At 32.4% G+C, this 17,614-nt stretch carries 18 protein-coding genes and 2 pseudogenes; 10 read left to right on the top strand and 10 right to left on the bottom strand.

The features are described 5' to 3' along the window. A partial coding sequence (locus AC1Z3S_RS18945) for a topoisomerase DNA-binding C4 zinc finger domain-containing protein (RefSeq protein WP_461741674.1) occupies positions 1–323 on the bottom strand: 323 nt, incomplete at its 3' end. A gap of 77 nt (positions 324–400) precedes the next feature. After that, positions 401–1,000, bottom strand: a complete 600-nt coding sequence (locus tag AC1Z3S_RS18940; protein WP_265460217.1) for a tyrosine-type recombinase/integrase — start codon at positions 998–1,000, stop codon at positions 401–403. A gap of 1,174 nt (positions 1,001–2,174) precedes the next feature. Here AC1Z3S_RS18940 and AC1Z3S_RS18935 point away from each other — a divergent pair. Beyond that, positions 2,175–3,728 carry a glycosyltransferase family 2 protein gene (locus AC1Z3S_RS18935; RefSeq protein WP_265460216.1) on the top strand — a complete coding sequence of 518 codons (1,554 nt, stop codon included), beginning with the start codon at positions 2,175–2,177 and terminating at the stop codon, positions 3,726–3,728. 1,440 nt (positions 3,729–5,168) lie between these two features. Here the strand turns inward: AC1Z3S_RS18935 and ssb are convergent. Next, a pseudogene (gene ssb / locus AC1Z3S_RS18930) lies at positions 5,169–5,471 on the bottom strand (single-stranded DNA-binding protein); the annotation flags it as partial. 862 nt (positions 5,472–6,333) lie between these two features. Between ssb and AC1Z3S_RS18925 the strand changes: the two are divergent. After that, positions 6,334–6,702: a putative periplasmic lipoprotein gene (locus AC1Z3S_RS18925; protein WP_461741673.1), complete on the top strand. Its 369-nt coding sequence runs from the start codon at positions 6,334–6,336 to the stop codon at positions 6,700–6,702. Between the two features lie 174 nt (positions 6,703–6,876). On the opposite strand, the gene AC1Z3S_RS18920 is transcribed toward AC1Z3S_RS18925, so the two are convergent. Next, positions 6,877–7,716: an alpha/beta hydrolase gene (locus AC1Z3S_RS18920; protein WP_461741672.1), complete on the bottom strand. Its 840-nt coding sequence runs from the start codon at positions 7,714–7,716 to the stop codon at positions 6,877–6,879. A 234-nt stretch (positions 7,717–7,950) separates the two neighbouring features. Between AC1Z3S_RS18920 and AC1Z3S_RS18915 the strand changes: the two genes are divergently transcribed. From AC1Z3S_RS18915 to AC1Z3S_RS18905, 3 genes are all read left to right on the top strand, one after another. Continuing rightward, complete coding sequence (locus AC1Z3S_RS18915; protein WP_461741671.1) at positions 7,951–10,194, top strand: ATP-binding cassette domain-containing protein; 2,244 nt, start codon at positions 7,951–7,953, stop codon at positions 10,192–10,194. Between the two features lie 178 nt (positions 10,195–10,372). Beyond that, entirely contained in the window at positions 10,373–10,588 is a 216-nt protein-coding gene (locus tag AC1Z3S_RS18910) for a hypothetical protein (protein WP_461741670.1), read from the top strand. Between the two features lie 47 nt (positions 10,589–10,635). Next, on the top strand, positions 10,636–10,902 hold the full coding sequence (locus AC1Z3S_RS18905) for a hypothetical protein (RefSeq protein WP_265460211.1): 267 nt from the start codon (positions 10,636–10,638) through the stop codon (positions 10,900–10,902). Positions 10,903–11,270: 368 nt separating this feature from the next. Here the strand turns inward: AC1Z3S_RS18905 and AC1Z3S_RS18900 are convergent, their stop codons facing one another. Further along, positions 11,271–11,480, bottom strand: a complete 210-nt coding sequence (locus AC1Z3S_RS18900) for a hypothetical protein (protein WP_265460210.1) — start codon at positions 11,478–11,480, stop codon at positions 11,271–11,273. A gap of 269 nt (positions 11,481–11,749) precedes the next feature. Between AC1Z3S_RS18900 and AC1Z3S_RS18895 the strand changes: the two genes are divergently transcribed. The 3 genes from AC1Z3S_RS18895 (at position 11,750) to AC1Z3S_RS18885 (ending at position 13,458) form a co-directional block, all read left to right on the top strand. Further along, positions 11,750–12,304: a DUF805 domain-containing protein gene (locus AC1Z3S_RS18895; protein ID WP_265460208.1), complete on the top strand. Its 555-nt coding sequence runs from the start codon at positions 11,750–11,752 to the stop codon at positions 12,302–12,304. Positions 12,305–12,716: 412 nt separating this feature from the next. After that, on the top strand, positions 12,717–13,154 hold the full coding sequence (locus AC1Z3S_RS18890; RefSeq protein ID WP_461741669.1) for a GNAT family N-acetyltransferase: 438 nt from the start codon (positions 12,717–12,719) through the stop codon (positions 13,152–13,154). Between the two features lie 166 nt (positions 13,155–13,320). Further along, a complete protein-coding gene (locus tag AC1Z3S_RS18885) occupies positions 13,321–13,458 on the top strand; it encodes a leucine-rich repeat protein (RefSeq protein WP_461741668.1) in 138 nt (45 codons plus the stop codon). A 389-nt stretch (positions 13,459–13,847) separates the two neighbouring features. Here AC1Z3S_RS18885 and AC1Z3S_RS18880 read toward each other — a convergent pair whose 3' ends face one another. Genes AC1Z3S_RS18880 through AC1Z3S_RS18870 form a run of 3 tightly spaced genes read right to left on the bottom strand, consistent with a single transcriptional unit; the run spans position 13,848 to position 15,389 of the window. Beyond that, on the bottom strand, positions 13,848–14,186 hold the full coding sequence (locus AC1Z3S_RS18880) for an EamA family transporter (RefSeq protein ID WP_461741667.1): 339 nt from the start codon (positions 14,184–14,186) through the stop codon (positions 13,848–13,850). Further along, a complete protein-coding gene (locus AC1Z3S_RS18875) occupies positions 14,183–14,545 on the bottom strand; it encodes an EamA family transporter (RefSeq protein WP_461741666.1) in 363 nt (120 codons plus the stop codon). The genes AC1Z3S_RS18880 and AC1Z3S_RS18875 overlap by 4 nt, the downstream gene beginning before the upstream one ends. Beyond that, a complete protein-coding gene (locus AC1Z3S_RS18870; protein ID WP_461741665.1) occupies positions 14,523–15,389 on the bottom strand; it encodes an alpha/beta hydrolase in 867 nt (288 codons plus the stop codon). Before AC1Z3S_RS18870 ends, AC1Z3S_RS18875 begins: the two co-directional genes overlap by 23 nt. A gap of 305 nt (positions 15,390–15,694) precedes the next feature. Here AC1Z3S_RS18870 and AC1Z3S_RS18865 point away from each other — a divergent pair, with 305 nt between their 5' ends. Both AC1Z3S_RS18865 and AC1Z3S_RS18860 read left to right on the top strand, forming a co-directional pair. Beyond that, positions 15,695–16,252 carry a recombinase family protein gene (locus AC1Z3S_RS18865; protein WP_265460415.1) on the top strand — a complete coding sequence of 186 codons (558 nt, stop codon included), beginning with the start codon at positions 15,695–15,697 and terminating at the stop codon, positions 16,250–16,252. 87 nt (positions 16,253–16,339) lie between these two features. Further along, positions 16,340–16,435 carry a type I toxin-antitoxin system Fst family toxin gene (locus AC1Z3S_RS18860; protein WP_416207887.1) on the top strand — a complete coding sequence of 32 codons (96 nt, stop codon included), beginning with the start codon at positions 16,340–16,342 and terminating at the stop codon, positions 16,433–16,435. Positions 16,436–16,873: 438 nt separating this feature from the next. On the opposite strand, the gene AC1Z3S_RS18855 is transcribed toward AC1Z3S_RS18860, so the two are convergent. Both AC1Z3S_RS18855 and AC1Z3S_RS18850 read right to left on the bottom strand, forming a co-directional pair. After that, complete coding sequence (locus AC1Z3S_RS18855) at positions 16,874–17,056, bottom strand: transposase (protein WP_265460249.1); 183 nt, start codon at positions 17,054–17,056, stop codon at positions 16,874–16,876. A gap of 149 nt (positions 17,057–17,205) precedes the next feature. After that, positions 17,206–17,370: pseudogene (locus tag AC1Z3S_RS18850) on the bottom strand (ATP-binding cassette domain-containing protein); the annotation flags it as partial. Positions 17,371–17,614 lie beyond the last annotated feature (244 nt).

Below are 17,614 nucleotides of genomic sequence, written 5' to 3'. Positions count from 1 at the left end.
TCTCCCATTCTTCTGGTGAACCGGCATCTAGGAAAGTTTGTGCATCCATAAAATTTTCCATATTTTCCATTAATAAATTTTAATGGTGACTGACAATCAGGACAGATATCTACTCGAAGAAATTTACCGCCTTCTAATATATACTGTTCTTTACAAGCGGGACAAGTAGTGCGGTTAGCTTTTCCACTTTGTGATATAGGAACCATTTCACCACAATCACATTCAAGGTACGCGGCAGAACTAGCCAAGCCCCCAACCGCACTGATTGGTAAATGGCTATAGCTGTAGATATGACGCCCAAATTTACGTTCTTCCCAATCCATAAACTTCCTCCAAATTTACATGAAATTAACTTTTCCTTCTATTATATAAGTCACTTATATGTCGCTAACTGATAGGATTAAAGATCCAAGCTACGAACGGCGACATCTTTGTCTTCCTGTGTAATTCCAATATATCTCAAGGTCTCTCTCTGAGAAGAATGATTCAGAAGTGACTGAATGATTTCGAGTTTTGTTCCCTGCTTGTATAAGAAATAGCCAAATGTTTTTCTCATTGAATGAGGGCCAATATTCTTCAGTCCGATTGCCAATGCAGCCTGATGCAAAATTCTCCAAAGACTTTGCCGGCTTAGAGGTTCGTTTTCCCCTTTTCGACTGAGAAATAAATACCGATCCAATTCTTGTTCCTTGATTTGCTTTGGAAATTCTTCTTGGACATAATCAAGTAATAGTTTTTGCAATTTCTTCGAAATCACCACCGAGTTATGTTTGGCCGTTTTTTGCTCTTTCATGGTTAAGCGTTCTTTGGCAATGACTCGATTTCTAGAAATTTCTAACACATCTGACAATTTGAGTTGTCGTAAATCTGAAATCCGATAGGCTGTATTGATCCCTAAAGAAAACAGAACGACATTTCGCTGTCCAAATGTTCCAGATGCTAAGATGGCTTTCATGGATTCAATCTTTTTTTTGTCCCGAATCGGCTCAACTGTCTTCATGTTTTTCCAACCTCTCGAATGTTACTTAACTACAGTATAGCATATAATAAGTAACATTCAAAATAGATATAAAAAAAAGTAACGCTCGCCTAGAGGAAAGCTACTTAGAGCCACAAGGGTTTACACCATTTTAACGAATGAGACACAATTCGTTTATGTCTCATTCGTCTTTGGTGTAGAAAATACAAACCATTCTAATATATTTATAAAGAGTTTTTTTTATTGTTTTTAATTGAACGTTGTTATTCTTAATAATTATTATTCAGATCTCACAGTCAAATCCTAGCTATAAAAATTGAGAAAGATAGATTTGCATAGTTTTGAATCAGGTCTTGATTTCGTTTAGGTTACCTATAATAAATAATTGTTCTTTTATTAATTTCTCCGCGAGTAATTTATATAAGATTGCAAAATTTATATAAACTAAATAAAAAGAGCCCTACTTTGGATAAAATCCCGAAACAGGTGGAGACACTCGTAGAAAGCAATCCGGACGTTCTTATAGTTCCTGATTGATCAACGTACGAAACGGGTGTTTCTGGAGAATCTATGGTTCAAGGGGTTCTAGCAAATGAGAAGTTATCGAGTATGACTGCTAAAAAAATAAAGCTGTTTACGCTGTAGATTACAATTATATGTGGGGATATGGTTACCAAGCCTTAACAGGTATGGAAATCCTAGCAAATAAAATCTATAATTGAAGAACTTTTTTGTCTACAGTAATCCCTATCTGATGGGTTTGTGAATCTATGATAAGACGTATAGTGTTATTAATCAATAAAATTCAGTTAACCAATTTTAGATATCAGTTCTCCATATAATTCTTATATTAATATCAAGGAAGATGTTCATAGTCTCAAAACTAATTTACTCTTCATGGATTTTCTATTACATGAATTTGATTGATCCGATTTTATAAGTAAAGCCAACTCGATGAGTTAGCTTTTACTTTACTTGAGTTACGTTAAACTAAGTAGAAAATGATAAAACTTCATCTATTTTGTAAAGAATACCTCTTTTGTGACTTGGTACGTATATTTTAGTAAGCTAGTATAAATATTGATAAATAGTAGTGGCATATTGTAGCGAAACAGTTATAATTATCTTGAATCAAACTTATTACAGTATAGTGGAACGTGTATAATAGTCATTTGAAAAGAGTGAATGCATAAAATTGAAAAAGAAAAATAAAGTATATATTTGTATCATTTTGTTTTGGGTTGCATTATTATTAGCAAGCATCCCAGATTTAACACGAGATATCTGGCCTATGTATTCATCAGGTCATTACTTAATTAGTTATTTACTAACAATTGATGTTTTTTTCATCAGCTACTTCTGGTTGAACGGCATGAAAGATATTGTATACGTTGCTTACTTCCATGCGTTTAAAAACAAGTGGCTTGAGGAAGAAAAAAAAATTCTATCTGCTAGTTATCCTATGAGAAAAAATCCTGTTATCGCACTTGTTTACACTACAAAGGATGATTTCGATGCGGCAAGTTTAGACTTGTGTTCTAAACAGACATATAGAGGCTGTCGAGTCTACATACTAGATGATTCTAAAGAATCAGAGTACATACAAGAAATTGATAATTACAGCCGAAAGAAAAAGAATGTAACGGTAGTTCGTAGAGGAGAGTCCAAGGGGTTTAAAGCAGGTAATTTGAATTCGTTCCTAAATGCTCATATAGAATTATTCGATTATTTTGTTGTTTTAGATAGTGATGAGATTATTCACAGTAATTTTGTTGAAGATGCTTTAAAATATTTTTACTCTAATGAAAATTTAGGCATTCTACAAGCAAATCATGTTGCAACCAGAAACAAAAATAAATTTATGGAGATATTTCATGTTGGGGTAAATTGTCACTGGCCTACTTATCAAAAAGTAAAAGAAAAGTATGGATTTTTATCTTTTCTGGGGCATGGCGCCATGATTTCTGCTGAATGCTATAAAAAAGTAGGTGGGTTTCCAGAACTCGTTGCCGAAGATCTTTGTTTTAGTATACTAGCAAGAAAAATGGGATTTGATATTGAATTTTCACGTTTAATTACTTGTGAAGAAGAATTTCCTATAGACTACCGTGCATTCAAAATCCGTCATCATAAATGGACGTTAGGTAATTTTGAATTGTTGAGGAAGTTTACCAAAGAAATCTTTTGGAATAAAAATTTACGCTGGTTTGAGAAATTAGATGTTTTTCTGTTTACCTATAACCTACCTTTGACTTTTGTTTTTTTTATATTTTTGGTTATCAATATTCTATGGTTACCACTTTTGGGGCATCCAGCACAATATCCACTTTGGCTAATGATACCAACAATCATATTTTTGTTTTCACCTATGTTCAATGACATTGTTATTATGTTTAAAACCTATAAGATTTTAGGAACTTTGCAGTATTGCTCACGAATGTTTCTCTTGTATGGTTCTCTCTATTGGATTAGTTTTTATGCAGCAACCTGTTCTGTATTAGGCCAAAAAGCCTATTTTTATGTAACACCAAAAGAAGTAAGAAAAACGAACTTACTACAGAAAATCAGAAACAATTGGCAAGAGATTTTGTTTGGTTCACTGTTGATGATAATTACAGTTTTAGTAAACCAATCGTTTCTGCCGTCTATATTAATTGTTGTGCCTAGTCTTTCAGGTATCACTCTAGAAAGACTGTCTGAAAAAGACTACTCTGATAAAGCTTCTTCAAATCCTTCAACTACTACCTAGTTGAAATGATTTTCTCGCAAGCTAAGATTAGATTAAGTATGAGGGTAATAAGAAGAATTGGGCCCAGGCTCAATGGGGTGATCATCCGTAATAGCTGGAAAATAGCAAGGCAATCAAAAAAGAAGAGTGGTGTAAAAAGATTTGTAATCAAATCATAGAAAAACTGTGTCGAACTATTTTTAATTTGTGAATTCAATGAAATCGCTCCTGACAAATGTTATTGTTAGAGCAACTTTACCTCTTAATACTCATAACTAGTTAGTTCAATAATTAAATTATTAAGTAAAAAAGTGAATGACTTAACTAAATTCGATAAAATTTATACATTCTAAAAAGTAGCAATTTAATTAAAAACTGAATCTAACAGTTTCTAAAAATCAATTAGTCCCAATTCAAAACTCCTTATTTAGTGTGGTGAAATTATTTTGATAAAACACATGTTTAAAAAAGCGTTTGAGAACGATTGGCAGACACTTAAAAATGTTGCTCCCTACATTCTAATTTCGATTATTATAATCAGTCTTGCTGTATTTGCTATGAAGTTTTTAGACTTTCTAACAAAAAAAAGAAACAGAACAAAAAATAATGATGAACAAAAGAATATCAAGTAATTTTTTTGCTTTTAGCCATAATTTCCTATAGTTTATACTTTTAAAAAAAATGAACTATAAAACGAATTTTTCAAATCGAGCTATTTTGACATTTTGAAACCTGAACAAGTCGCTATTCCTCCCTCGAAAAAGTTTGTGAAGTTTTTCAGGTGGAAAAGTGAGGACTTGTTATAAAAAAATGGAGCAGGCAGCAATTATTCGGGATTGAGTTCAAAAACTTTCGTAAAAAAGGTAATTGAAATACTCTCGCCTCCCCTTGATAATGAGCCTGGATGTGTTCGCGCTGAATAGGGGCAAGATTCTTGAATACCTGCCACGCACCGATGCAATCACATCCAGGGAGGCTCGTTGTCAAGGGCAATCGGGCTAGGCGCTAAGCAAGTATACATACACTACATAATTTTTGTCAAAATAGGGGTTGCCATTCCACTATTTACCTATGACCTTTTCTTAAAGCAATCATAGCAACAAAAAAGGAGCAATATAAGTTGAATCACCAAACACTAAAAATGTGCAAGTTTGATTACTATTGAATTTGAGTCAATATCTTAGATACATATTAGTAGAGACGCATACGCCATTGGAACGTACTTGATTAATTCAAAACTGTTACCTGTAATTTATCTTTTCGTATATTTAAGGAATAAAAAGAGCACCTCCAGTGTTAGAAAGTGCTCTTCCTTATCTTAGAATGGCAAATCATTATCAGAAATTTCAAAATTAGTACTATCTAAAAACTGATTACCACTTACATTATCATTTACTGGTGACACAGAATTTGTCGGAGCTATATTAGCTGTTGTAGATAGATTGTCTGGTCGCTTCTGTCGCTTGTAGTACCCAATGATTGAAACTGGTTGGCAATAACTTCTGTCACATAAACCCGTTGGCCTTGTTGGTTTTCATAATTTCTTGTTTGAATACGACCTGTAATGCCAATTAAGGAGCCTTTTTTTGAATAATTCGTTAAGTTTTCGGCTGGCTTCCGCCAAATGACACACGAGAAAAAATCAGCTTCTCGTTTGCCATCCTGACCGGAAAAATTACGATTCACCGCTAGTGTAAAGGTTCTTCCAGCCAGACCACTTGCTGTGTACCGTAAGTCTATATCTTTTGTCAGTCTTCCTATCAATTTTAGTTTGCGATTAGTTCACATAATACTCCTTATGCCAACTGAGATAATAGCTGTGAAAAAGATCTCTATGATTTGTAGAGGCTTTTTTGCCGTACTATTCAACTTGAATGATTCATTTTATTTTTACAATAAAGCATAATTTTTTCCATTGAGAAACGTCCCAACGGATCAGTAATAATAGAAAGCGTCTTTTTATTGGAGGATAGAAAAATATTATGCCTAAAAGAACTATAGCTTTCTAGTACATTACTTTTCACAACTATCTTCAAATAAGAAATTTTGTTAGGAATTTCTATATTTGTCTCTCCTATATTTTTAGACGAATAGATAATAGTTGAATCAAAACCTATAGAGTCCACATCTTCCCAAGGAATAGTAATTACTTTTGTAGGTTTATAAAAATTAGCATAATAGTAGACTATATTATCCTTACTAAGCTTTAGAACCTTAGGCTTTTTACTAATCTAATTAAACTAATTGTTAATAAAAATGTAGAGACAAGCAATTAAAAAAATCCAAATGATAAACTGCACAAGACTGCAAGTAAATCTGTTCTAAGAAAAACTCGGTTACAAATCCTTATCCCATCAAAAACATCGCAATTCCGAAAATAATTGGCAATATAGTCTTCCAGCGATTATATCTTACAATAAAATCTGAGTTCAAATAAGAACACTCCTTTCAACTAGTACCTAGCAAAAACACTATCAATATGCTAGGCTAAAATAAAAATTTAACAAAAAAAGAAACTCATGACAAAAACTCCTTTAATAGATTATATCGAATAAATTGACCGTATTTCTAGTATAGGAGCCATACTATGGTACTTTGAATCAATCAACAAATTTGGAGGATGTTTATGAAGAAAATTATTTTCCCGGTGTTTTTTTTAATATTTTTGGTAGGATGTTCCCCCCCAACATCCAATTTAGTTAATGATACTGTCCAAACTGAAATAGCTGAATCAAGTGATATTAAGGAGAACCTGTCTTCCACAGATAATCAAGAGAATTCAAATCACTGGGAAGAAGAAGAAAAAATCGCAGCAATTTTAACTCTATCCGATTTTGACATTACTGTACTCTCCGATAACTCTGAAAAAAGAATTCTTTTATTTACAAAAGACAATCAAAAATATTATAAAAGTATTTTTGTTAAATCGACTAAATTTCTGAAGATTATAGATCTCAAAAACAATGACACAGAAATTTTTTATGGTGGTTTATAACAAATTTATGTAATTTAATTACTTAGTTCACATAATGTCGATTATCCTAAGTATATTAAATGGTTATGCAAAAAAGCTATCAAAACTTAATGGTAATTACATAAGTGAGATTGGTTTTTTAAGTAGAGAAAATCTGTCGTTAGTGGATTTACCAGTTTTTATTTTTTTCATTTACTAATCATTGTAATTTCCAAAGACTTTTTTTATCTCATCTGCAATCTCTAATGCTTTGTGATTGTGTACATAATGCGGACAGTCAAAAGCGACTAACTTACTAACATCACTTAATTCACTAATTCTTTTTTGGATGGTTAGCCAAGTTGTAGGTTTTATTCCTGTCCCAATACCATTTGAAGAAAATACTAACAATGGTATCTGATTTAGAGACACTGTTTTTACTTTTTCAGCATTTTCTTTAACTATGATAACCTCATTTAAAACTGCTGTAGAAGTAAAATTTTTATAGAACATCTTATTAAATGCGTTTTTCTCAACATTGGATAGGTTACCGAATTTTACAGCATCAGAATCAATCATCTTAGGAAATAGTTTAGTGAACTTTATTTTAACCATTAATCGGCTAAGTTTAAATCCAAATAGATTAATTTTTAGTATGTCATAGGCTTCATAATTTGCCATGTCAAGTCCAATTAGCCCTTCGACTTCATCGGGGTATTCTTGAATCCACCTCAATGCTTCAAGCCCTGACATTGAATGTGGAGCCAAAATATATGGTGGTTGAATCTGTTTCGCTGCAAGAAGGTAACGAGTTTGTTGCAACATAGTATCTATTTTTCTAGAACTATTAGAATCACTACTAAATCCATAGCCAAATTTTTCTATAACAACAATCTTAAAATTATTTTGAAGATAGAAATAGAGTGTTTTGAAATCTAAGATTGGGCTGCTTGTTAGGCCACCTGACAAAAAAATAATGGTTTTGTTGCCGGTACCTAAAGTTAATATATTCATTTGACCATCTACAACTGGTACTAATTCACCTGGATTATGCAAAATTTAATCTCCTCAATCAGTTTGGTATAAGTTTATCTTTAATTAAGACTATACTCTACTAAACTATGAGTTAGTCAACATAAATTACGTTAAACTAAGTAAAAAGATAACTATCTGATGTATTATATGCATAGAGCTCTAAAAAGCAATTGAAGTTTAGTCCATGGTTAATAAAAGTATGAGAATATCTTATTAAATTTCAGCGAGTAAATTTCTTTACATTGGAGGAAAATAATGAACAATAATTTTATTCACATTGTCAATGCTACACAAAATAATTTAAAGAATATATCAGTAAAAATTCCTAAGCATAAACTGACTGTAGTAACTGGTGTATCCGGATCGGGAAAGTCCTCTTTAGTTTTTGATACATTAGCTGCAGAATCGCGAAGAGAATTGAACGATACTTTTTCCAGTTATATTCAACATATGTTGCCTAAATATGGTCGACCAACTGTTGAAAGAATTGACAACTTACCAGTAGCAATTCCTATAGAGCAAAAAAAATTATCAGCGAATTCTCGTTCCACGGTTGGAACGTATACAGAAATTTATACTTTTTTGCGATTATTATTTTCCAGGGTTGGAAAACCATTTATTGGATATTCGGATTCCTTTTCATTCAATCATCCAGATGGTAAGTGTCCTAAATGTGATGGATTAGGTTATGTAACAGAAATGGATATTCACAAGTTGATTGATTTCAATAAGTCGTTAAACGAGAGTCCAATTGATTTTCCAACATTTGGCTTTGATGCTTGGCGTTGGAAACGTTATGCATACAGTGGTTTATTTGATTTGAACAAAAAGATTAAGGACTATACACCAGAAGAATTGGAACTATTATTATATGCGCCTCAGCAAAAATTAAAAAGTCCGCCTAGCCGCTGGCCAAAAACAGCTTTATATGAGGGTATTATTCCTAGAATGAATCGTAGTATTTTGCACAAAGATGATGCTAAACGTCATAAAAAACAGATTGATTCTTTTGTTACAACTAAAATCTGTCCCGCATGTCATGGCAGTCGGGTTAATGAAAAAGTTCGAAGCTGTAAAATAAATGGTAAAAATATTGCTGATACGGTTAGTTTACCTTTGGAAGATTTAGTTGAGTTTGTAAGCTCAATTCAAGGTGAGTTATCCCAAGAAATTAAAGAAGAAATTATTAGCCGCTTGAAATCTCTAATTAATCTAGGATTGAGTTATTTAACTCTAGACCGTTCTACTGGGAGCATATCGGGTGGAGAAGCACAACGAATTCGTATTGCTAAATATATTACTAATGCTTTGAATGATGTGTTATATGTTTTGGACGAACCAAGTGCCGGTTTACATCCAAAAGATATTGATCGAATTAAATTGGCCTTAGGCACTTTAAGAGATAAAGGAAACACAATTGTTTTAGTAGAACATAATCCACAATTAATTGAAATTGCAGATTATATCATTGATGTGGGGCCTGGGGCAGGAGAATCCGGTGGGCAAATTCAGTTTGCTGGACCTTACACTGAGTTTATAAAACAGGATACAGCTACAAGTATAGCACTAAGAACCAAGGTTGCTTTAAAAACAAAACCACGTAGAGCAAAAGATTATTTAGTAGTCAACAATGCAAATGAACATAATTTAAAAGGTTTTTCAACAAGTATTCCTTTACAAACTTTGACAGTTTTATGTGGTGTAGCTGGCTCAGGTAAATCATCCTTGGGAGAAATAATACGCAAAACTGCGATTGATCGACAATTAGAAGTAGTTGCTATATCACAAAAGAGTATAGGCGTTAACTTACGATCGACTCCATTAACCTACTTAGATATTTTTGGTAAAATTCGTCAATTATTTGCGAATGCAAACAATGTTAGCTCAACCTTGTTCAGTTATAATTCTCAAGGAGCCTGTCCTCATTGTAAAGGAAAAGGTGTTATTACATCAAATATGGCTTTTATGGATGATGTTGTCACGACTTGTGAAGTTTGTAAGGGTTCACGATACAAACCTGAGGTATTGAACTACACTTATCGAAAAAAAACTATTGTAGACATTTTAGATATGACAGTTATGGAAAGCTGTACTTTCTTTAAAGATGCTTCATTTGAATCAGAGCTACAGACACTTATTGAAGTTGGTTTAGGGTACTTAAAACTGCATCAGTCTCTGACTACCCTGTCCGGAGGTGAGCTTCAACGATTAAAGCTAGCTAATCAGTTACACAAAGAAGGTGCTTTTTATTTACTAGATGAGCCTACTGATGGGCTACATTTAAAAGATATTGAATACTTAATGAAACTATTCAATCGGTTAGTTGGAAAAGGTAATACTGTCGTTTTATTGGAGCATCATCTAGATGTTATTAAGCAGGCTGATTGGATAATTGAGTTAGGTCCCGAAGGTGGTACCAAAGGTGGTGCGTTATTATTTGAAGGTACTCCTTTGAACTTAGCCAATTCGAATGACAAGATCACAGGTGTTTATATGTAAAAATGAATAAAAAAATTTAATGCCCACTAATCCAAATTTATTTTGTTTTAAATAGCCTGTTGACTAAAAAGAATATTTCTTTTAATAATAGGGATATACTTAACATAACTCTCCTTATACCAAGTGCCTTTACTATTTTTCATATTTTCGATTAAAATGAATTAAAGGAGTGATTTTTATGAAAAAAGATTTGTCTCAATACTTTTTAATATTAAAACTAATCATGCTAAGTATTATTAGTCTAACAAGTAAAGCCGTTGTAACTTTAGTATTAGGTAGAGAAACAGCAGTAACTTTCGAACTGATACAAAGTAGTATTATTTTTGTTTTAGCAATTTTTTCGTTAATCCTTATTTTCTATTTAAACAAAATCACAAAAATCGTAGAAAAATAATTGTCCTAAGAGTACTTCGAATTACTTAATTAGATTGGAGAATATTAATGGATTATCATGTAGTAGAAGCTAAGCATCAAGGATTTGCAGAAGAATGGGAAACCTTTTTCTTCCCAGTTATTGAGTTTCAAAGCAAAGAAGATGTAATTAATGAATTTAATGAGGTTGAGAGACAAACTATTTCTAAATTTAGCTATAATCATTCTAATCCGTACACTGCTTATGAATATGAAGGAGAACTTTTCTACGAAATTAAGTACATTGGAATAAAGACTGAGGAAGAAATGAATGAGCTAGGTATAAATTTAAATTAAGTGAGTACATTTATTGTTATTTAAGAGCTAGGTAGACATAATGCCGATTATAAAAAGAAGCTAGTTCATAAAGGGCTGGCTTCTTAATTTACATTAGTTACGTCCTGCAAAGTGAATATTTTTAAACTCTCATAGTTAGAAAGACAGTCAAAAACTATTCTCGTATTATCCAATTATTTAAGGTTAAATTTTTTTGTTGAACTACCTTCTCTAGATCGTTAGCTTGTAATTGATAGTATCTAAAGCCTTTCTCTAACTCATTTAAAAATAAATCTTTCATTTTCGCGATATTTTCTCTGTCCAAATACCATGCTAAATAGCTGTCGGATGTTTGTTGTACTCTATACTGATGATAATAGGGTACACCCCTATTGCAACATATTAACAATAAATCCTATCAATCCTAAACAAACTGCGGCCATCCCGATAAACTTCCATTTTCGGCTTTTTTCTTTTTTTCTAAAGAATAAAAGTGAAACAACCCCCAAAACTAGTAAGAAAATACTGAAGTTTATATTCAAAAATCCATAGGAACCGCTAAAAATAGAATCTAAAATATTGTCTATAAATTTTTCCATTGAGTTACTCCTTCAAGTTTTTAGAAAACTTAAATCTATAGGTTCTCTTTCAAGTTTACTTTATCTATTTTTAATAATCTATAGGACTTTAGTTCCATGAGTTATCCAAGAATCCAATTCATTTATTGAAATGGATTTTATTTTACATAATCTTCCTTATACCAGTAATAAATAGATTAAATCGGTCTTAAGACGGTTTTAATCTGTTTGTCAAAGAGTAATATAAATTTTAATGATTGGAATAAGAATTTAGAAAAGAGGTCGTAAGTATGAATGATCGTCCGAGTAATATAGGATTTATTGGCGCATTTAGAGCGTTTTTCACAAATTATTTTAATTTTACGGGTAAAGAAAATCGTAAAAATTTTTGGTGGGTTATTTCAACCTTATATATTCTTTCGATAATTCCCGTAGGCTATCTCTTGTATTTATTTATTGGTACCTCAATGAGTATTTCAGGAGGTACTAGCTCAGCAAAAACAATAATTATGAGTGTCATTTCTCATGAAAAATTACCGCTGGCAGTTTTGTTTATATGTGTACTTCTCTTAGTTATACCCTGTATTTCTTTGTGCGTACGTCGGTTCAAGGATGCAGGTTTTACAGGAGTAAGTTTCTTTGTCTTGTTTGTCTCGAGTAATTTCTTCGTTATTCTGTCTATAATTAACATTCAAAATAACCATATGCTATTTAGTAAGGGTAACTTGATCGTTCCCATTATTGGGCTAATTCTCTGTGTAACTAATATTATCATTACGTTACTCCCATCCAACTTCGTTAAACTTAAATCTAAAAGTAAACTTTCTGAATTTTTTATTCTGTAGAGAATTTTTACTTGTTATTTAACTCCTTAGTAGACATAATGCCGATTATAAAGTAGAAGCCAGTTCATCTTGTGAACTGGCTTTTACTTTACATAAGTTACGTTATATCAAGTTAAAATTGATTATTCTCTCACTATCAAATTGGACAAATTTAAAGATTTTTCTATCTCTTCTTAGAGTACTAATTTAGTTTGAGAATAAGCCGTCCACAAAAGCACCAAACTGAAGGTTTACTCCATTACGTGTAACTGTAGTAGAGGATTTATAGTCAAAAATACTCCAATCTTATGGTAAAATGTAGATAAATTATCTACATTGCGCATTCATCTAAGCCGAAAAAAGGACTCAGACAAAAGCTATATATAGCGGGACTAAAAATTTTAACGACTAAAGTTATAACGGAGGGACTATTTTGTGTAACTATACTTTGAAAATTGGAAAATCAAACTATTTGCGAGCAGCGAGTTGTTATGTTCGTATGGAAGTATTTGTGCTTGAACGTAATTTAGATATAAAACTTGAATTTGATGAAAATGATACGCCTGATAGTGTTTATAGTGTTATTTTTGATAAGAATAGACCAGTAGCTACAGCTAGATTTTTACCCTTAAATGAATATATTTTAAGAATTACAAGAGTTGCTACTTTAGATAGTTATAGGGGAAACCATTTAGGAGAACAAGTTGTAGTTGCTTTAGAAAATTTAGGGAAATCTCAAGGGTTTAAAGAAGTTATTATTCATTCTGAAATAATGGCAAGTGGTTTTTATAAAGCTTTGGGATATATTCCAGACGGGTCAATATATCAAGAAGATGGAATTGATTGTATATCTTTGAAAAAAAAATTATAATAGTTTTTTTATGCTTATTTTTATAATTAGAAATACTCCTGTTTGAGTTACTACTCTATTCTCCTCATTTAATCTTTATCCTACCACAACGCTTAAATATTGATGCAAAGTACAAACAAGGTAAGACTTAATCAATATTGTTAGTATTTTTTATAGATTAGAAAGAATGACAATTCCAGATAGTGTCCAGACTATTGGTAAATCTGCATTTTACAATAATCCAAACTTAGAAACTGCTAGTATTCCTAGCAGATTTGCTGATACAAAGGGCAATTTCTTCGAGACGCACGCACTGGGTCTGTAAATAGTTTTGTGTAAGTTGCAATTTCGGCTTGAGGAAACCAGCTGAAATCCTGTTATTTCAAGTTTACTATGAGTAGCTTTATGATAGCCTCATTCGGCACGACAAATATTTATACGTTGGTCTTTGTTGAGGATTCATAAAGCTAGAGGCTCGTTGTCAACTTGAAATTTAGCACTAAAATACTGTTATATCAGCGTATTTTCTGATTTAGAACTTACACAAAATTATGGACACCCTCGACGCACTAACTGATGTAATGGAAGTACAGATGTTTTCTTAAATTTAGTTATTTAACGAGTAAGTAGACATAATGCCGATTATTAACAGTTATCATTCCATTTTGTAATCTGGCGTTTATTTTACATAAGTTATTTTAACAAAAAAATCATCTAAATATTTATTATAGAAACACCCAAAATGATTAAACAAATAGCAATTATTTTTCTGGGCGTTACTTTTTCCTCAAAAACAAAGTAGGAAATGATAACCGTCCATACGTATGACAATGCTGTCATTGGGAATGCAATAGAGTAATCCAAATATTTATATAGCCACGTGTTAGATAGAACACTGACTATATACAGAAATACGCCTATATAGATCCATTTATTTCTAATTACGGTAGAAACTGTCAAGGTTTTTACTTCGTTCATCGCTTTTTTTAAAGCGAGTGCTCCTACACTGCCTGTGATAGTAGATACAAGTAACAAAATTAGTATTCTAATCATGACTGTTCCTCCTCATCTGAGCCAATAAGTATACAGCCTAGAACAATCAATAAGATAGCAGTTATTTTTTTTAAAGTGATAGGTTCACTTAAAAAAAGCGTACCCCATAAAATAGAAAGGACAAAGCTAAAGCTCATCATAGGTTGCAAAATGGAAACCTGTCCATATCTAAAGGCTACCGTCTCGAACAGTAAACCCAACCCAGCACTTATAAACCCAACAATCATTAATAATAAAACAATAGCAGCATGAAAACTGGGAGTTGTCGCAAATTTCCAAGCTAATTGTCCCAAACTGCTAAGTGTTGCTGCAATCATTATTAAGAAATAGGCATTTTTACTCTTTTTCTTCATTTCCATTCCTCTCCGTCCCCTTTTTTATAAAATTAAATACTGTTAAAAAATACTTATCTTCATCATAAATGAAAGATGATAGATGAGGAGCATTATCTATAAACAAAATTTCCTTTTCACCATTGGTATAAGCATAATTTTTATTAGACTCCTCATAAGGAACAAATTTGTCACCCGTCCCATGAATTAAAAGCAAAGGCTTTTTATTGGAATTTAATGATTTCTTTGTAGAAACACTGTAAAAAGAGTAATGTGCAATAAATTTTGACAAAAACATTGTGGTGTTAACTAAAGGAAATTTAGGTAGGTGGAATGCATCCTTAATCAAATGGTCCAAAATATTTTTAATGGATGAATAGCCGCAATCGGCTATAAAGCACTCGACTGATTCCTGCACTACTGGATTGCCACTAGAAATCATTGTGGCGGTCGCTCCCATCGACCCACCGAACAAAACAATATTTGCGGAAGAATCTATAGAATTTATTTCATTTATCCATATTTCTATATCTTCTTGTTCTAATTTACCCATTCCTATCACTTCTCCATCACTAGCACCATGAGCTTGAAGGTCTGGGATTAATACACTATATCCTTGTTCAAAAAAACGTTTCCCAACGAATCCCATATCTGCTTTTCCATTTGATCTATATCCGTGAATGCAGAGCACCCAATTAGAACCTTCTTGTTTAAACAATGCAGCTTTTAAATTTAGGCCATTATGTGTTTTCCTATATAAGGTTTTCGTTAACTGTTCTTTCCAAAATACATCTCGCTCTTTATTTTGACGAATCTCAATTTTATCTGTTTCTGACAAAGAAGAATTTTTCAAAATTGATGGATTCATCATTTTGTGTCCTTTTTTTTCGTACCACTTATTATTCCTTTGTGTTGCAACGGTGTCGAAGAAATAAGATACAAGAAAATCCATTATTGCCAGAAATACTACTACTATAATTAATATAATCGGTATCAAAATATTCACGCTCCCAATTAACAATTTAAAATCGATTATCCTAAGTATATCAAATAGTTAATTGTAAAAGCTATCAAAACTTAAAAGTATTGATAGCTTTTTTTTACTGTGATAGAATAAGGATTACCAGACTATCATATCTTACTCTCATAAATTGAGTAGAAAGTAGGCGGATTTTCATGATTTATGGTTATGCTCGTGTAAGTACCTGGGGCCAAGATTTAGAAACACAAATTATTGCATTGACCAACCAGGGCTGCGACAAAATTTATACTGAAAAATATACGGGAACAAAAATTGATCGAAAAGAATTTCAGCATTTATTAGAAGACATTCATGAAGGTGATACGTTAATCGTTACCAAATTAGATAGATTTGCCCGGTCAACAATTCAGGGGTTGAATACTGTTCAAGAACTATTTAGAAATGGGGTCAAAGTTCATATTTTAAATATGGGAATCATCGAAAACACACCAACTGGTCGATTAATACTTACACAAATGTTGGCTTTTGCAGAATTTGAACGAGATATGATCGTGGAGCGAACACAAGAAGGAAAAGCTCTTGCCAAGCTAAATCCAAATTTCAGAGAAGGCCGGCCAAAAAAATTCAGCAAAGACCAGCTAGAGTTAGCAATGGAGTTATTGAAAAAGCACACGACCAAAGAAGTTTCTAAAAAAACCGGCATCAGCGTAGCCACTTTATATCGAGAGAAAGCGAAAAAGCTTCAAATCTAGTTAGCTCGATTATTTACTATAGAGAAGCATGATTGATTAAGATATAATAAAGCGTCGCCTATCCGACAGTCTTGCGACTGGAAGGAGGTGTTACACTTGATTGAATTTTTCATTTGCCCCCTTCTTGTTGGACTATTTGTAGCCCTATTTGAGTATTGGCTAAATACCAAAAACAAGAAGTAAAACTGCCTTAAGGCGACATTAGCCCACAAAGAAACCCCTAGAGAATCCGACTTCTCTAGGGGTTTAGTGTTACACTTGATTTTCATTTGCAAACTAATTATAGCATTTTATCAGATGAATCTCAAGAACTCAACCAATCCTCCAAATTTAAGAAACAATCATTTTTATTGCTATGGTATGTGAGCGTGTAAGCCTTGAATTGAATCTAAAATTTCGACCCCACTCAATCCTAAGTGTAAAAGGCCAAAAACCTACATTTTCAATGCCCTTTTTCCTATATTTTATTGTGGCCCTTTACATTATTATTTCTGATTTCTGTAACTGTCAATGGTTTGTTCTTATGAAAAAAATAGACACTTCTAGAGATTTCTAATAACCGACACAAAAAAGAAACAGTGTAATCCTTACGCCATTTTTCAATAAATTGAACAAGCGAATTTAGGTTTTCCTGGAGAACATGGCTGCGGCTTTTTTTAAGGTTTCAAGTTCCTCTTTCAAACGAGCATTTTCTTTTCTCAGTTCAGCCACTTCTTTTCCAGTCAGTCCTGTGGACTGATCAGGTAAATATAAATTCTTCCATTTGTAAATCGTTGCTTCAGATAAGCCATATTCTTTCGCCAACCTCGAACAGAACGTCCAGTTTGATTCAGTTCAACAATCATCTGTTTAAAATTTTCTTCATATCGGGTCATAAAAATTGATCCTCTCGTAGATAAGTTTAATTTATTCTTGTCTCTACGAAAAGCTGTCTAAGATTTGATACTAACACCAATTTTACTTTCCATGTATTCTTTGGACAATTTTTGGTTAATCTTTTTATTATCAAATATTATATCCCCATGGGTCACACTGTCCAAACCCACAACAGCACGTCCTATAGTTGTTTTACCTGACCCTGATTCACCCACTAAAGAAAATGTTTTACCTTTATTAATTTCTCCGCGGGTAATCTATATAAGATTGTAAAATTTATATAAACTAAATAAAAAGAGCCCTACTTTGGGATAAAATCCCAAAACAGGTTCTTTTTTCAATTTATATTGTTAAATGGGTCTATTTCGTCTGAAACTCTATAGCCTTTTTTCCAGTGTGTTTCGATACTTTGTTCTGTAAATCCATATCGAGCAAATTTCAGGCGAATCCTACTAACAATTTGAGAAAGTTGCGCCAAGTGTGAAC

Source organism: Enterococcus sp. LJL90, from assembly GCF_056924355.1.
Note: the sequence above shows the minus strand (reverse complement) of the source record. Positions and strands in the feature narration are given on the sequence as shown.

Excerpts from the sequence above, each read along its gene's own strand:
- AC1Z3S_RS18910 (WP_461741670.1), top strand. The coding sequence starts at position 10,373 with ATGAAAAAAGATTTGTCTCAATACTTTTTAATATTAAAACTAATCATG.
- AC1Z3S_RS18895 (WP_265460208.1), top strand. The coding sequence starts at position 11,750 with ATGAATGATCGTCCGAGTAATATAGGATTTATTGGCGCATTTAGAGCG.
- AC1Z3S_RS18900 (WP_265460210.1), bottom strand. The coding sequence starts at position 11,480 with ATGGAAAAATTTATAGACAATATTTTAGATTCTATTTTTAGCGGTTCC.
- AC1Z3S_RS18865 (WP_265460415.1), top strand. The coding sequence starts at position 15,695 with ATGATTTATGGTTATGCTCGTGTAAGTACCTGGGGCCAAGATTTAGAA.
- AC1Z3S_RS18875 (WP_461741666.1), bottom strand. The coding sequence starts at position 14,545 with ATGGAAATGAAGAAAAAGAGTAAAAATGCCTATTTCTTAATAATGATT.
- AC1Z3S_RS18925 (WP_461741673.1), top strand. The coding sequence starts at position 6,334 with ATGAAGAAAATTATTTTCCCGGTGTTTTTTTTAATATTTTTGGTAGGA.
- AC1Z3S_RS18940 (WP_265460217.1), bottom strand. The coding sequence starts at position 1,000 with ATGAAGACAGTTGAGCCGATTCGGGACAAAAAAAAGATTGAATCCATG.
- AC1Z3S_RS18885 (WP_461741668.1), top strand. The coding sequence starts at position 13,321 with ATGACAATTCCAGATAGTGTCCAGACTATTGGTAAATCTGCATTTTAC.
- AC1Z3S_RS18905 (WP_265460211.1), top strand. The coding sequence starts at position 10,636 with ATGGATTATCATGTAGTAGAAGCTAAGCATCAAGGATTTGCAGAAGAA.
- AC1Z3S_RS18915 (WP_461741671.1), top strand. The coding sequence starts at position 7,951 with ATGAACAATAATTTTATTCACATTGTCAATGCTACACAAAATAATTTA.
- AC1Z3S_RS18870 (WP_461741665.1), bottom strand. The coding sequence starts at position 15,389 with ATGATGAATCCATCAATTTTGAAAAATTCTTCTTTGTCAGAAACAGAT.
- AC1Z3S_RS18880 (WP_461741667.1), bottom strand. The coding sequence starts at position 14,186 with ATGATTAGAATACTAATTTTGTTACTTGTATCTACTATCACAGGCAGT.